The 13,492-nt window shown below is 67.8% G+C and carries 12 protein-coding genes; 6 read left to right on the top strand and 6 right to left on the bottom strand.

Going from position 1 to position 13,492, the window contains the following annotated elements; translation table 11 throughout:
* Positions 1 to 20 precede the first annotated feature (20 nt).
* The 5 genes from E1263_RS03290 to E1263_RS03270 are packed head-to-tail and all read right to left on the bottom strand — an operon-like array spanning position 21 to position 3,678.
* Positions 21 to 509 carry a hypothetical protein gene (locus E1263_RS03290; protein ID WP_132165186.1) on the bottom strand — a complete coding sequence of 163 codons (489 nt, stop codon included), beginning with the start codon at positions 507 to 509 and terminating at the stop codon, positions 21 to 23.
* A 43-nt stretch (positions 510 to 552) separates the two neighbouring features.
* Positions 553 to 1,173 carry a CDP-alcohol phosphatidyltransferase family protein gene (locus E1263_RS03285; protein ID WP_132165184.1) on the bottom strand — a complete coding sequence of 207 codons (621 nt, stop codon included), beginning with the start codon at positions 1,171 to 1,173 and terminating at the stop codon, positions 553 to 555.
* Positions 1,173 to 2,495, bottom strand: a complete 1,323-nt coding sequence (locus E1263_RS03280; RefSeq protein ID WP_132165182.1) for an FtsX-like permease family protein — start codon at positions 2,493 to 2,495, stop codon at positions 1,173 to 1,175. Before E1263_RS03280 ends, E1263_RS03285 begins: the two co-directional genes overlap by 1 nt.
* On the bottom strand, positions 2,495 to 3,166 hold the full coding sequence (locus tag E1263_RS03275; protein ID WP_132165180.1) for an ABC transporter ATP-binding protein: 672 nt from the start codon (positions 3,164 to 3,166) through the stop codon (positions 2,495 to 2,497). Before E1263_RS03275 ends, E1263_RS03280 begins: the two co-directional genes overlap by 1 nt.
* Entirely contained in the window at positions 3,163 to 3,678 is a 516-nt protein-coding gene (locus E1263_RS03270; protein WP_132165178.1) for a PadR family transcriptional regulator, read from the bottom strand. Before E1263_RS03270 ends, E1263_RS03275 begins: the two co-directional genes overlap by 4 nt.
* Before the next feature lie 116 nt (positions 3,679 to 3,794).
* Here E1263_RS03270 and purS point away from each other — a divergent pair, with 116 nt between their 5' ends.
* The 5 genes from purS (at position 3,795) to E1263_RS03245 (ending at position 9,738) form a co-directional block, all read left to right on the top strand.
* Positions 3,795 to 4,046: a phosphoribosylformylglycinamidine synthase subunit PurS gene (gene purS, locus E1263_RS03265; protein ID WP_132165176.1), complete on the top strand. Its 252-nt coding sequence runs from the start codon at positions 3,795 to 3,797 to the stop codon at positions 4,044 to 4,046.
* Positions 4,043 to 4,711 (top strand): phosphoribosylformylglycinamidine synthase subunit PurQ, encoded by a 669-nt coding sequence (gene purQ, locus E1263_RS03260; RefSeq protein WP_132165174.1) that lies wholly within the window; start codon positions 4,043 to 4,045, stop codon positions 4,709 to 4,711. Before purS ends, purQ begins: the two co-directional genes overlap by 4 nt.
* Positions 4,712 to 4,725: 14 nt before the next feature.
* Positions 4,726 to 6,771, top strand: a complete 2,046-nt coding sequence (locus E1263_RS03255; RefSeq protein WP_132165172.1) for a hypothetical protein — start codon at positions 4,726 to 4,728, stop codon at positions 6,769 to 6,771.
* A gap of 1 nt (position 6,772) precedes the next feature.
* Complete coding sequence (gene purL / locus E1263_RS03250) at positions 6,773 to 9,034, top strand: phosphoribosylformylglycinamidine synthase subunit PurL (RefSeq protein WP_132165170.1); 2,262 nt, start codon at positions 6,773 to 6,775, stop codon at positions 9,032 to 9,034.
* A 227-nt stretch (positions 9,035 to 9,261) separates the two neighbouring features.
* On the top strand, positions 9,262 to 9,738 hold the full coding sequence (locus tag E1263_RS03245; protein ID WP_132165381.1) for a DUF1707 SHOCT-like domain-containing protein: 477 nt from the start codon (positions 9,262 to 9,264) through the stop codon (positions 9,736 to 9,738).
* A 6-nt stretch (positions 9,739 to 9,744) separates the two neighbouring features.
* On the opposite strand, the gene E1263_RS03240 is transcribed toward E1263_RS03245, so the two are convergent.
* Positions 9,745 to 10,719 (bottom strand): LacI family DNA-binding transcriptional regulator, encoded by a 975-nt coding sequence (locus E1263_RS03240; protein WP_132165168.1) that lies wholly within the window; start codon positions 10,717 to 10,719, stop codon positions 9,745 to 9,747.
* Positions 10,720 to 10,892: 173 nt separating this feature from the next.
* On the opposite strand from E1263_RS03240, the gene E1263_RS03235 reads away from it, so the two are divergent.
* Positions 10,893 to 13,256: a beta-L-arabinofuranosidase domain-containing protein gene (locus E1263_RS03235; protein ID WP_238161052.1), complete on the top strand. Its 2,364-nt coding sequence runs from the start codon at positions 10,893 to 10,895 to the stop codon at positions 13,254 to 13,256.
* Positions 13,257 to 13,492 lie beyond the last annotated feature (236 nt).

Genomic DNA, 13,492 nt, shown 5'->3' with positions numbered 1-13,492 from the left:
CTGCTCCAGAACCGGCTGTCTTAGAACAGGCCGACGCCGAGGGCCAGCAGGACGAAGCGGCCGCCGCGGCCGACCAGTACGGACAGCGCGAAGCCGACCACACCCATCCGCGAGGCGCCGCCGATCAGAGCGACGCCGTACAGGGGTGGGACGCCGACGAACGCGCTCAGCAGCGTGACAGGGACGCCCAGGCGGCGGTCGCTCATCGCATCCAGCAGGCGCTTGCTGACATCCCGGTTCCACTGCACGAAGCGGCCCCTGCGGGTGTCCAGGTTGACCGGCTTCGGTTCTTTGGTCTTCCGTGCGGCATAGCCCGGGCGGTAGCGGACTGCGAGGAACATGGCGACCTTGCCGATGGTCTGCCCGATCGAGACGCCGACGGCGGCCACCACCGGGTTGAGTGCGCCGGAGACGCCGACGCCGAGCACGTAGGCCTCGGCGTTCAGTACCGGAATGATGGCGGACCCGATCCCGAACCCGACCGCCAGCAACAACTGCCACACCCACATGACCTCGAGGCTATTCGTTGCGGCCTGAGCAATCACAAACATTTCATCCTCGCGGTGCGGCGGGCGTGCGTCCGCGGAGGATGGCGACCAGCCGGTACGACGAGACCACCTTCACCACGAGAGCGCCGATCGCCACGGTGTAGGGCAGCCACTGCGCGCCGGTGTGATGCGCGATGACGAGTGAGATGACCACGGCGGCGGTGTTGACCGCCTTGGCCGGCTTCGACCAGTTCCAGAGGTAGATCGGGTCGTCGACCTTGTAGAAGTAGTTCGGGCTGAGCGTCCCGCGCCAGAGCAGGAACGAGAGCGACAGCATGGTGTCCAGGACGCCGAACTGCACAAGGAAGACGGCCAGCGGTCCGATGGTCTCCGGGAACGCCGCCATGAACGCAGCGGCCAGCAGGAACGAGCAGGCCCGGTCGCAGACGATGTCGAACACCGCACCGCCCTCGGACTCCTCGTTGCGGCGCCGGGCGACCGCACCGTCGGCCATGTCGCCCAGCCAGTACGTCGCGTAGCCCAGGATCAGCCAGGTCAGGTCGTGAGTGCGGAACGCGATCGCAGCGATCACCATGGCGATCACCGTCCGGACCAGTGTGATCTGGTTGGGGACGCCGAGCAGGAGGGCCGGGCGGACCGCCAGTGGGATGGGAACAGCGGCCATCAGGCAGCCCTCAGATTCTCGGGATCGAGTGCATCCCGCAGTTGATTGCGAAGCAGGTAACCGGCCAGGGACGCACCTCCGACGGCGAACCCCCAGGACAGCAGCAGGAGACCGGCCAGGCCGCCTGCGAGGTAGAGCAGCGGTAGCGGCTCGACCAGATAGGTTGCCAGTCCGCTGGGGCCAGCCAGCAGGCCGAGGCAGGTACCGGTCATCAGCGCCGGAGCCGCAACCATGGCGATCTGGCCACGGACGACGCGGCGCAGGAAGGTCACGTCGACTCCCAGCGCGGTGAGGCAGGCGAGCTGACGGCGCTGGTCGACGAGCTGGTCGGCCACTCCGACTGTCAGCGCAGCAAGCGCGATGGCAGCCATCAGGACGAGCGCGAGCGCAGACATCACCATTCCGGTCAGGTAGAACGCCAGATCGTAGCTATTGGCCTCACGGAGGATCTCGAGCGACATCTGGGTCACAACACCGACGAGGAAGGCGCATCCGAGGAGGAGGGCGCCAAGCCGCGCGACAGAGCGGGTGTCATTGATCAGGCGGGCGCTGGCCAGCAGCCGAGCCGGGTCACCTGACGCACTGAGGCGTCGGCCCAGTGCCTGGATCCGCAGCGGTGCCAACGTCATCCACAGCAAGACCAGACCGGCGAGGGTCAGCGGCATGGCGGGGAGCACGTACGCGACCGCGCTCACCAGGCCGATCACCAGGAGTGCGGCGCCGCTGGCCATGCCCATCACCCGCGGGAGACGCACGGACGACGTACGGGTTGCTGGACTGCGGTAGGTGAAGTGACCGATCGCCGTACCGCTCACCGTGAGCACGACAGTGACTGCGGCCCAGACTCCGACGTCCGTGACGGATGTGCCGGGGAAGACCCTGACCAGCGGTGGGAACCAGCTGAAAAGGAGGGTGAGGATGGCATAGAGCGGACCAGACAGCAGGCCGCCGAACAGGCCGATCAAACCCGCATCCACGGTCGACAAGCGCCGCACCTGGCCCTTGGTCGCGCCAGCGAGCTCCAGCGCTGCGAAGCGACGGTCGCGTGCCGCAGTACCGATCCGCAGCGCCTGCACCGCCAGGCTGGCGGCCAGTGCCGACAGAACCACCAGTACTGCGATGAGACCAGGCCGAAGACCCAGCTCGGTCACGTAGCGACTGGAGGTCTCGTAGGACAGCTCGCGAGACCCCAGCAGGCCGATGTGAACAGCGTCGATCAGCAGTGCGCCGCTGAAGGCGAGGGCTGCGGTGGCGAGACGGATGCGGCTGCGGTCAGCATCGGTCCGCGTCCTGGCCAGCAGGAGCAGGGTCTCGATAGTCATCACAGGGCTACTTCGTGCTGAATGACACCGTCGCGGAGCCGGATCTCCCGGTTGGCAGCAGCGGCCACGAGGTTGTCATGGGTGACCATCACCAGCGCCGCGCCGCGGTAGCGAGCAGTGCTGACGAGGACGTCGAGCAGTTCCTTGCCGGCCCGGCTGTCCAAGCTGCCGGTCGGCTCATCCGCCAATACAACGGACGGACCGCTGACGAGGGCGCGTGCAATGGCCGCCCGCTGAGTCTGACCACCGGACAGCTCAGACGGTACGGCGTCTGCCTCGTCCTGGATGCCCACCTGGGTCAGCCACTCGCGTGCGTGCTCGTGAGCCTCGGACCGCTGGTGACCGGCGAGCAGCAACGGCAGCGCGACGTTGTCGATCAGCGGGAGGTCCGGAACCAACTGGCCGAACTGCAGGACCACGCCAATCTTGGTCCGGCGCAGGGCGGCCCGGGCGTCGGCTGACAGCTCCGCCAGGTCCTGGCCGTCCAGCCGGACCGAGCCCTTGTCCGGGGTCAGGATGCCGGCCGCGCAGTGCAGCAGGGTGGACTTGCCGCAGCCACTGGCGCCCGTGATCGCGACGATCTCACCGGCCTCGACCTGGAGCGAGACCCCGCGCAGGGCGGTGTTGCGCCGGTAGGAGTACTCGATGTCGGTCAGCTCAAGGGCGATCATGAGGTCTCCTGCTCGGAAAGACGTTCAATGGCGCTGTCGAGCCAGCGCAGGTCGGCATCCAGGTGGGCGACGGTGTAGTCGCGAACGAGCGGCGAGGTCGGGTCCTGGCCGGCAGGGCTCTCCTGCAGCTCACGGATCCGACGTAGGTGGCTGGCTCGTTGTCTGGCCAGAAAGGCCGCGGCATCACCGCCGGTGCGGACCGCGGCAACGAGCTTGCGCAGTACCTCGTCTGCACTGCCCCACGCGGGCGGCACCGGGTCGACCAGCCAGTCGGCCAGGTGCTTGCGACCCTTGTCGGTCAGTGCGTAGACCGTCCGGTCCGGGCCGCCGCCGGAGGTCTTCTCGACCACTTCGACCAGTCCGTCCCGCTCCAGTCGCCCCAGCGTCGTGTAGACCTGCCCGAATGCCAGTGGGCGCCCGTCGGGGAACCAGCTGTCGTGGCCACGCTTCACGTCGTACCCATGCGCTGGACCTGCGGAGAGCAGGCCCAGGACGAGTTCAGCGGTTGCCATGTTCTGGACTATACATCGCGTGTATGTACTGAGTGAATAGTTTGCCGATGCGGGATTCTGGGCAGCCGGTCGGTAGGATTCACGGCGTCACCCCGGAACGAGACCTGGAGTAATCAGTGGCTCGCGTTGTCGTCGACGTCATGCTCAAGCCCGAGATCCTCGACCCGCAGGGCAAGGCGGTGCACGGCGCGTTCGGCCGGCTCGGCTTCGACGGCGTGGCCGATGTCCGGCAGGGAAAGCGGTTCGAGATCACCCTGGACGGTGAGGCGACCGAGGAACGGGTCGCCGAGATCCGGAAGGCCGCGGACACGCTGCTGTCCAACTCGGTGATCGAGGACTTCACCCTCCACGTCGAGGCCGACCAGTGAAGGTTGGGGTAGTCACCTTCCCCGGCTCGCTGGACGACGCCGACGCCCGCCGCGCTGCGGCCGTGGCCGGTGCCGAGGCCGTTGCGCTCTGGCACGCTGACGCGGACCTGCACGGCGTGGACGCGGTCGTCCTGCCCGGCGGCTTCTCGTACGGCGACTACCTGCGCGCCGGTGCGATCTCCCGGTTTGCCCCGGTGATGGAGACCATCATCAAGAAGGCCGGTGAGGGCCTCCCGGTGCTGGGGATCTGCAACGGCTTCCAGGTGCTCTGCGAGTCGCACCTGCTGCCCGGTGCGCTGATCAAGAACAGCCTGCGCAAGTTCGTCTGCCGGGACCAGGTGCTGCGGATCGAGAACAACACCACCGCCTGGACCAGCGACTACGACGCGAACCACGAGATCACCATCGTGCTGAAGAACCAGGACGGCTCGTTCGTCGCCGACGAGGCGACGCTGGACCGCCTGGAGGGTGAGGGCCGCGTCGTCGCGCGCTACGTCGACAACCCGAACGGCTCCTACCGCGACATCGCCGGGATCACCAACGAGCGCGGCAACGTGGTCGGCCTGATGCCGCACCCGGAGCACGCCGTCGAGACACTCACCGGACCGACCACGGACGGCCTGGGCTTCTTCACCTCGGTGCTGAAGGCCGTCGTCGCCTCCTGATGGGACGCTCAGGGGTGCGGCGCGTCCTGCTCCGCACCCTCTTTGCCGCGGCCGCGGGTGTCCTTGCCTGCGTGGGAGCCGGTACGGCGAACGCCCAGCCGACCGACCTGCTGGCGAAGGTCGTGGTCATCGGCGTACCGGGGCTGACCTGGCAGGACGTCAAGTCATCGCCCGAGTTGACCGCGCTGGTGGACCAGTCGCATGTGGGCTCGATCTCGGTGAAGTCGGCCGGGCCGCACACCTGTCCGGTGGGCGGCTGGCTGACGATCAGCGCCGGCACTCGTGCCTGGGGCAGCCAACTGGGTCAGCCGTGTGCCGACCTGCCCGCGGTCAACGGCGGGAAGGTCGCCAACTGGCAGACCTACATCGACCGTCAGGCCGAGCACCACACCGGTGCCCCACTGGGTCGGCTCGGTATCAGTGGCGATCGCTTGTGCGGCTTCGGCCCGGGCGCGGCTGTAGCTGTCGCGCGGCCGGATGGCACGGTGTCGAACTGGTTGCCTGATCTCAACCTGCCCCGACTGGCGAGCCCTGAATGCCGTGACTCGATCGTCGACGCCGGTGCGCTGCCACTGCGCGAGGGGCGGCCGGAGGCGCTGCGCCGGGTCGCGGATCTGGTCGGGCAGGCCAAAGCGGCCGATGGCTGGGTGCTGCTCGTCGGCATTGGCCAGGAGACGGCCGACACGCACCAGGAAACCCTCGTGGCGATGCAGCTTCCGCCGGACAACGGTCCGCGCTGGCTGACCAGTGACTCGACCCGTCGGCCCGGTCTGATCCAGCTGACCGACATCACTGCCACCGTGCTCCGTGGCGAGGCCAAGCCGGTCGACCCGGCCGCATCTGCGCAGGCCGCACCACTGGACGGCACCGAGATCGGGTTCACCGGTGACGTGCACACGGATGCCGCTGCAGTGATCGAGGACCGGTTGGATGCGAATCAGCGGTTCGAGCAGCCACGGCCGATGCTGGGTGCGGTGGCAGCGACGATCGTGGGCGCGGTCCTGCTGGCGCTTGTGTGGTTCCTGATCCGCCGGAGCCCCGCATCCCGTCGTACGGTCGTCTTCACGCTGCTCACGCTGGGCGGCTTCTTCATCGCGGTCTTCCTGGCCCAAGCGACGCTGTGGTGGCGCTGGCCGTCGCCCGGCCTCTCCCTGTATGCCGTGACGATCGGCATCAGCGTTCTCTCGGCCGCGCTCGCACAGGTGTTCCTGAAGCGCTACGCCTTCGTCGGCCTCGCGCTGGCCGCCTACCTGCTGTTGTTGGTCGACGGAGTGCTCGGTACGCCGTTGCAGGTCGGCAGCATGTTTGCCGACGGACCTGTGATCGGTGGCCGCTTCTATGGCTTCGGGAACTCGACTTTCGCCACTCTCGCGGTCGGTGCGCTCGTCACGGCCGGCTGGGTCGCGCAGAAGCTGATCGACAAGAGCAGGGTGCAGGCAGCCCTTGCAGTGCTCGCGATTGGCGGCGCTGCGATCGTCGTGGACGGTAGACCGGGCTGGGGGACCGACTTCGGCGGCATCATCGCGCTGACCCCGGCTGTGCTGCTCATGGCGTGGCTCACCTGGCGCGGCAGCATCTCCTTCCGCGCACTGGTCGGTGTGGGCGTCGCCGGCGTACTGGCTGTGTCTGCTGTTGCTTTCCTCGACTACCTGCGTCCGGCGGACCAGCGCAGTCACTTCGGTGCGTTCGTCGCGCGGTTGCTCGACGGTGACGTGGCCGACGTGCTGATCCGCAAGCTGCAGATGGCTGTTGCCTTCTTCAATGGTCCGGTCGGCTGGCTGATGCTCGTCGGGGTGGTGCTCGCCATGCTGGCGACTGTGCTCCCCGCGCGAGTCCCCTCCGCGTCGTACCGGTCCTACTACTCCAGTCTGCCGATGATCCGGCCGACTCTGCTCGCACTGTCGACCTGTGGTCTGGTCGGCATGCTGCTGAACGACGCCGGAGTCGCACTGCCCGCGATCATGACCGGCTTCGCCCTACCTCTGCTCGTGGCGCACCTGATCACCACCGAGCAGCCCAGTACCGTTCCACCTGTGTCCCACCTAGTGCAGGAGTCCTAACGTGTCGACCGACACCGTCACCAACGCCACCAGCACCCCGGATGTCGAGCAGCCGTGGGCCGAGCTCGGACTGAAGCCGGACGAGTACCAGCGGATCCGCGACATCCTGGATCGGCGCCCCACCAGCTGCGAGCTGGCGATGTACTCGGTGATGTGGAGCGAGCACTGCTCGTACAAGTCGTCCAAGGTGCACCTCAAGCGGTTCGGTGAGATCCCGCAGGAGACGCCGGCCGGCAAGATGCTCGCCGGGATCGGTGAGAACGCCGGCGTGATCGACATCGGCGAGGGCTACGCGGTCACCTTCAAGGTCGAGTCGCACAACCACCCGTCGTACGTGGAGCCCTACCAGGGTGCGGCCACCGGTGTCGGCGGCATCGTCCGCGACATCATCGCGATGGGCGCCCGCCCGGTCGCGGTGATGGACCCGCTGCGCTTCGGTCCGCTGGACGCTCCGGACACCAAGCGCGTGCTCCCGGGGATCGTGTCCGGTATCGGCGGTTACGGCAACAGCCTCGGCCTGCCGAACATCGGTGGTGAGGTCGTCTTCGACCCGACCTACATCGGCAACCCGCTCGTGAACGCGCTGTGTGTCGGCGTGATGCGGCACGAGGACCTGCACCTGGCCAACGCGACCGGCGTCGGCAACCAGATGATCCTGTACGGCGCCAAGACCGGTGGTGACGGAATCGGCGGCGTCTCGATCCTTGCCAGCGAGACCTTCGCCGAAGGCGGCCCGACCAAGCGTCCCGCGGTCCAGGTCGGCGACCCGTTCATGGAGAAGCTGCTGATCGAGTGCACGCTCGAGCTCTTCGCCGCGAAGGTCGTCGAGGGTATTCAGGACCTCGGCGGTGGCGGTCTGTCCTGTGCGACCTCGGAGCTGGCCAGCGCCGGCGACGGCGGCATGCGCGTCTCGCTGGACAAGGTGCCGCTGCGGGACGCCTCGCTGTCGCCGGAAGAGATCCTGATGAGCGAGTCCCAGGAGCGGATGATGGCCTGCGTGACGCCGGCCAACGTCGAGGAGTTCCTGAAGATCTGCGCCAAGTGGGACGTCCAGGCCGACGTGATCGGTGAGGTCACCGACACCGGCCGGCTCGAGATCGACTGGCACGGTGAGCGCGTCGTCGACGTACTGCCGGAGACCGTCGCGCACGAGGGCCCGGTCTACAACCGTCCGTTCGCGCGGCCGTCCTGGCAGGACGAGCTGCAGGCAGACGGCGCCGAGAAGTTGCCGCGGGCAACGACTGCGGACGAGCTGCGGGCGACCCTGCTGCAGCTGATCGCGTCGCCGAACCTGTGCGACAAGTCCTGGGTCACCGACCAGTACGACCGCTACGTGCTCGGCAACTCGGTGCTCGCGCAGCCCGAGGACAGCGGCATGATCCGCGTCGACGAGACCAGCGGCCTCGGTGTCGCGGTCTCCACCGACTGCAACGGCCGCTTCACCAAGCTGGACCCGTACACCGGCGCCAAGCTCGCGCTGGCCGAGTCCTTCCGCAACGTCGCCACCACCGGCGCCCGTCCGGTCGCCGTCTCCGACTGCCTGAACTTCGGCTCCCCCGAGGACCCGGACGTCATGTGGCAGTTCACCGAGGCGATTCGCGGCCTGGTCGACGGCTGCAAGGAGCTCGGCATCCCGGTCACCGGCGGCAACGTGTCGTTCTACAACCAGACCGGCGACGTGGCGATCCTGCCGACGCCGGTCATCGGCGTACTGGGTGTCATCGACGACGTCACCCGCCGGACGCCGATCGGCTTCACCGGCGAGATGGAGGGCCACCAGCTCTACCTGCTCGGTGAGACCGCCGAGGAGCTGTCGGGTTCGGAGTGGGCGCATGTCGTCCACAGCCACCTCGGAGGCCGCCCGCCGGCCGTCGACCTGGCGGCCGAGCAGCAGCTCGCCGACATCCTGATCAACGCCTCCCGCGACGGCCTGATCGACGCCGCCCACGACGTGTCCGACGGCGGCGTCGCCCAGACGCTGGTCGAGTCCGCCCTCCGCGGTGGCGTCGGTGCGCGGGTGTGGGCGCCGGACAACCTGGACCCGTTCCTGTTCCTGTTCGCCGAGTCCGCCGGCCGCGCAGTGGTCGCCGTACCGCGCACTGAAGAGGTCCGCTTCACCGACATGTGCACCGCCCGCCGCTTCCCGCACACCAAGATCGGCGTCATCACCGGCGACACCCTCGACGTACAGGACCAGTTCGAGATCCCCCTCACCGAGCTCCGCGAGGTCTGGTCCGCCACCCTCCCGGCCGCCCTCGGCTGACTCTGAGGACCTTGGTCGGGTGTGGCGACCCATCACCTACTGCGCAGCACTCGGCACGGCACCTCGCCGCACTGGAGGAAAGGCCACGATGGAAAAGCATCGAGGCCTCCCCTCCAGCGCACCGATGCACCGCACCGAGCACTTGCTCGCTACGGCGCTGGGCCGCCACACCCGACCTGGCGCTGCCCCATCGTCTGGCACACTCGTAGGAAGGGAGCGTGAGGCGGATGGTGGAGCGGCGTCCGGTGAAGCCGGCTGACCTGATGGGTCGGGCGGCGGCTGCTGGTCAGGAGGCACGCGTTGTCGCGGCGCGACGACGCATGGCCAGTATCCGGCTGACCGATGAGGAACGGCGGGTCTGTACCGACGAGCTGTCCGAGCAGTTTGCGATCGGCCGGCTCGACGAGGCGGAGCTGCATCTGCGGGTCGACCGGCTGCATGAGGCGGTCACGCATGCCGATCTGCAGCCGATCTTCGTGGGCCTACCCACTCCGTCGCTGTACCAGCCAACGCCGCGGCCGACCGGTCGCTGGCGCTGGGCGGCATTTGTTGGCGCCGCCTGGCTGGCGGCGCCGTTCTTCCTGCTGGGGCTGGTGTTCCTGGTCTTCGGCCGCGAGGTCGCGGCAGCGATCTTCGGCGTGCCGGCCATCCTCTGGACGGCCGTCGCGTTCCGGTGGGCCCGGCGAGGTCAAGCCACCAAGTAGGGCTACTCAGGGACCTAGTGTCGATTCCCGCGGGACGAGCTGCGCGGGAAGCTCCAGTACGCCGTGATGCGGGTTGCCGGCAATCGCATCCAGCAGGAGTTGCGCTGCTCGTCGGCCGAGCTCCTCAAGTCGCAGATCCACCGAGGTGAGCGGCGGCCGGCTGGCCAGTGCCATCACCGGCCAGTTGTCGTAGCCGGTAACCGCAATCTCAGCCGGTACGGCGCGCCCCAGCTCGCGCAGGCGGTCGCAGACACCGCGGGCGATCTGGTCGCTGCCACAGCTGATCGCGTCGACGTCGGGGTGCGTGCGGAGCAGCAGGTCGGTCGCCTGCCGACCCCACTGCTCACTCCAGTCACCGAACAGCGGTTCGCCGACCAGAGCCGTCATCGCCTGGGCGCGCTCGACAGCGGAGCGGTGATCGGCCGGGCCGGTGACATGCGCGATGCGGGTGCGCCCGAGAGCCTGCAGGTGCTTGATCGCAGTGGCCGCACCGGCGGCGTCGTCGACGATCACCGACGCATCTGCCGGATCGGTCGAGGCAGCCAGCGCGTACACAACAGGCAGCGGTACGTCGATCGGTGGCCGCGGCTCGGTTCGTCGGCCGGTCACCACGATGCCGTCGACCCCGCGTGCCACCAGCGACCGCAGATAGCTCTGCTCGCGGAGCGGATCGTCTCGGGTGTCGCACAGCACAGTCGCCAGCTCGCCGGCGCTCAGCACGTCCTCCACGCCCCGCATGATCGGGATGCTGAACCGGCCGGAGCTGTCGGTGGTCAGCAGGGCGACCGTGAACGTGCGCCCCGATGACAGCGCGCGCCCGCGCACGTCCGGTGTGAAGCCGAGCTGGGCCGCAGCACGCCGTACGCGCTCGCGGGTGTCCTGGCTGAGCTGGCCGGTGTTGTTGAGCGCCTTGGAGGCCGTCCCGGCGGAGACGCCGGCCAGTGCCGCGACATCCGTGATCCGTACCGCCGGGCGCTTCATGGTGTTACGTTATCAGTGCCGGAAAACGTGTGCCGTTTTTCCGGCTCGTGTGTGATCGTCCGCCCCCGAATCACCCGAAAGCAGGCCGTGCCATGACCTTTCCGAAGGGCCAGTTTGAAAATGTTTGGCCGCGCCGTGAATTTCTCGGTGTCACCCTTGCCGCGGCGGCTGCCGTGAGCGCCGTCGAACCGTCCACCGCCTCAGCTGCGCGACCGCTGGGCCCACCAGCCGGCCGTGGCGGCTACTACGTGCCGCAGCGAGCCCCACTGCGGCCAGTGCCGTTCCAGAAGCTGCCGCCGGGCGCGATCGAGCCACGCGGCTGGCTGAAGCAGCAGTTGCAGCTCCAGGTCGACGGCCTCTGCGGCCGGTACGACGAGATCTCAGACTTCCTGGTCTACGACACCAACGGGTGGGTCGACCGCACCAAGGATGCGTGGGAGGAGTTGCCGTACTGGCTCCGCGGCTTCGGTGACCTCGGCTATGTCACCGGAAACGCCGGTGTGCTGACCAGAGCGCAGCGCTGGATCGACGGCATCCTGCGCACCCAGGCAGCCGACGGCTGGTTCGGTCCGGACCGACTCCGGACCTCGCTGCAGGGTGGACCCGACTTTTGGCCGGGCATGCCACTGCTGGGCGCGATCCGGTCCTGGTACGAGTACTCCGGCGACCAGCGCGTCGTACCGTTCATGACGAAGTACCTGCGGTTTCAGAACACGCAGCCGGCTGAGGTGTTCAACCGGTCGTGGGGTGCGTTCCGCTGGGGCGACAACATCGACAGTGCGTACTGGCTCTACAACCGCACCGGTGAGTCATGGCTGCTCGACCTGGTCAACAAGATGCACTCCGGCTCGGCCGACTATGTGAACGGCATTCCGACCTGGCACAACGTCAACATCGCCCAGGGGTTCCGAGAGCCCTTGCAGTACTGGCTTCTGTCGGGCAACGAGCAGCACCGGGCGGCGACGTACCGGAACTACGACACTGTGCTGGGACAGTACGGACAGTTCCCGGGCGGAGGGTTCGCGGGGGATGAGAACTCGCGGCCGGGGTTCGGCGACCCGCGGCAGGGCTTCGAGACCTGCGGCATCGTCGAGCTGATGCACAGCTTCGAGATGCTGTCCCGCTTCACCGGTGAGACTGTGTGGGCGGACCGGTGCGAGGAGCTGGCGTTCAATTCGCTGACTGCCTCTTACGACCCGAAGCAGCAGGTGATGCACTACATCACCTGTGCGAACAGTGTGGAGCTCGACGACACCATCAAGCATGGGCAGTTCCAGAACGGGTTCGCCATGCTGGCCTACAAGTACGGCATCCACCAGTACCGGTGCTGCCCGCACAACTACGGCATGGGCTGGCCGTACTACGCGCAGGAGCTCTGGCTGGCCACTACCGACAACGGGCTGGCCGCCTCGCTCTACGCCGCCAGCAAGGTCACTGCGAAGGTGGGCGGCGGTGAGACTGTCAGCATCGTGCAGGACACCGAGTACCCGTTCGGCGACACCATCAACCTCACTGTGCAGGGTAACTCGCGTTTCCCCTTGTATTTAAGGGTCCCTGGCTGGGCAGACGGCTATTCCGTCGCTGTGAACGGTGAGAGGGCCCGGGTGCGCGCGGAAGGTGGCTGGATCCAGCTGGACCGGGCCTGGAAGTCCGGTGACCGCGTGAAGCTGGTCCTGCCGATGCAGGTCACCACTAGGCAGTGGACCGCCAACCAGGGCTCGGTTTCGGTCGACCGTGGTCCGCTCACCTACTCGCTAGCGATCAGCGAACGCTACGAGCGCATCGGCGGTACGACGGAGTGGCCCGAGCTCGCTGTGCATGCGGACTCCCCGTGGAACTACGGTCTGGCGCCAGATGCCGGATTCACCGTCGTACGGCGGACTCCCGCGCCCGGGGCGGACCCGTTCACGACTGCGGGTGTGCCGGTGGCCCTGACCGCGAAGGCGCGCCGCATCCCGCAGTGGGAGACCGACAGCGAGAACGTGGTCGGCCTGCTCCAGCCAAGCCCCGCCAAGACGACAGAGCCGCTGGAGACAGTCACCCTGATCCCCATGGGCGCGGCACGGCTCCGCATCACCGCCTTCCCCCAGGCCACCACGACTGGCGCCGCCTGGAAGCGCCGTACGCGGATCACTGCTTCACATGTGTTCGACGGCGACTCCCTAGAGGCCGCCGACGACGGCCGCCTGCCCTCGTCCTCCGCCGACACCTCCATTCCGCGCTTCACCTGGTGGGACCGGCGCGGCTCCACGGAGTGGATCCAGTACGACCTGCGAGAGGTCCGTGAGCTCCGACAGGCCTCGGCGTACTGGTTCGACGACACCGGCTCCGGCCAGTGCCGAGTCCCAGCCTCCTGGCGAGTCCTCTGGCTAGACGGCACCACCTGGCGCCCAGTCACAAACCCCACGCCGTACGGCGTCGCTACCGACCGCCTGAACACAACCACCTTCACTCCAGTACGTGCGCAGTACGTCCGAGTGGAAGCGATCCTTCGCCCGACATTCTCCGGAGGCCTCCTGCATCTCGCGTTCGAGTGAAGATGTCCGAGGCTTTGTGCACCAACCCCGACTTTGTGCACCCACCAACCACTTTCCGGCCGGAAAAATGACTGGTGGGTGCTCAAAGATCCACCTCGAGCACAAAGAGAAGGCGGCGCGCCGAGACCTTCGAGCAAACACTCTGCTGCTTTTGGCATTCGCGTCAGGCAGCACCGGACCCTCGTCCTGCGAGAGGATGAGGGTCTGGGGCTACAGAGGGGGCACGGGTGGGGAAC

The organism is Kribbella antibiotica (assembly GCF_004349055.1).
Classification (GTDB): domain Bacteria; phylum Actinomycetota; class Actinomycetes; order Propionibacteriales; family Kribbellaceae; genus Kribbella; species Kribbella antibiotica.
This window is presented reverse-complemented; position numbering and strand designations above follow the sequence as displayed.

Coding starts and splice junctions, on each gene's coding strand:
- E1263_RS03245 (WP_132165381.1), top strand. CDS start 9,262: ATGGTGGAGCGGCGTCCGGTGAAGCCGGCTGACCTGATGGGTCGGGCG.
- E1263_RS03270 (WP_132165178.1), bottom strand. CDS start 3,678: ATGGCAACCGCTGAACTCGTCCTGGGCCTGCTCTCCGCAGGTCCAGCG.
- E1263_RS03285 (WP_132165184.1), bottom strand. CDS start 1,173: ATGGCCGCTGTTCCCATCCCACTGGCGGTCCGCCCGGCCCTCCTGCTC.
- E1263_RS03275 (WP_132165180.1), bottom strand. CDS start 3,166: ATGATCGCCCTTGAGCTGACCGACATCGAGTACTCCTACCGGCGCAAC.
- E1263_RS03280 (WP_132165182.1), bottom strand. CDS start 2,495: ATGACTATCGAGACCCTGCTCCTGCTGGCCAGGACGCGGACCGATGCT.
- E1263_RS03290 (WP_132165186.1), bottom strand. CDS start 509: ATGTGGGTGTGGCAGTTGTTGCTGGCGGTCGGGTTCGGGATCGGGTCC.
- E1263_RS03240 (WP_132165168.1), bottom strand. CDS start 10,719: ATGAAGCGCCCGGCGGTACGGATCACGGATGTCGCGGCACTGGCCGGC.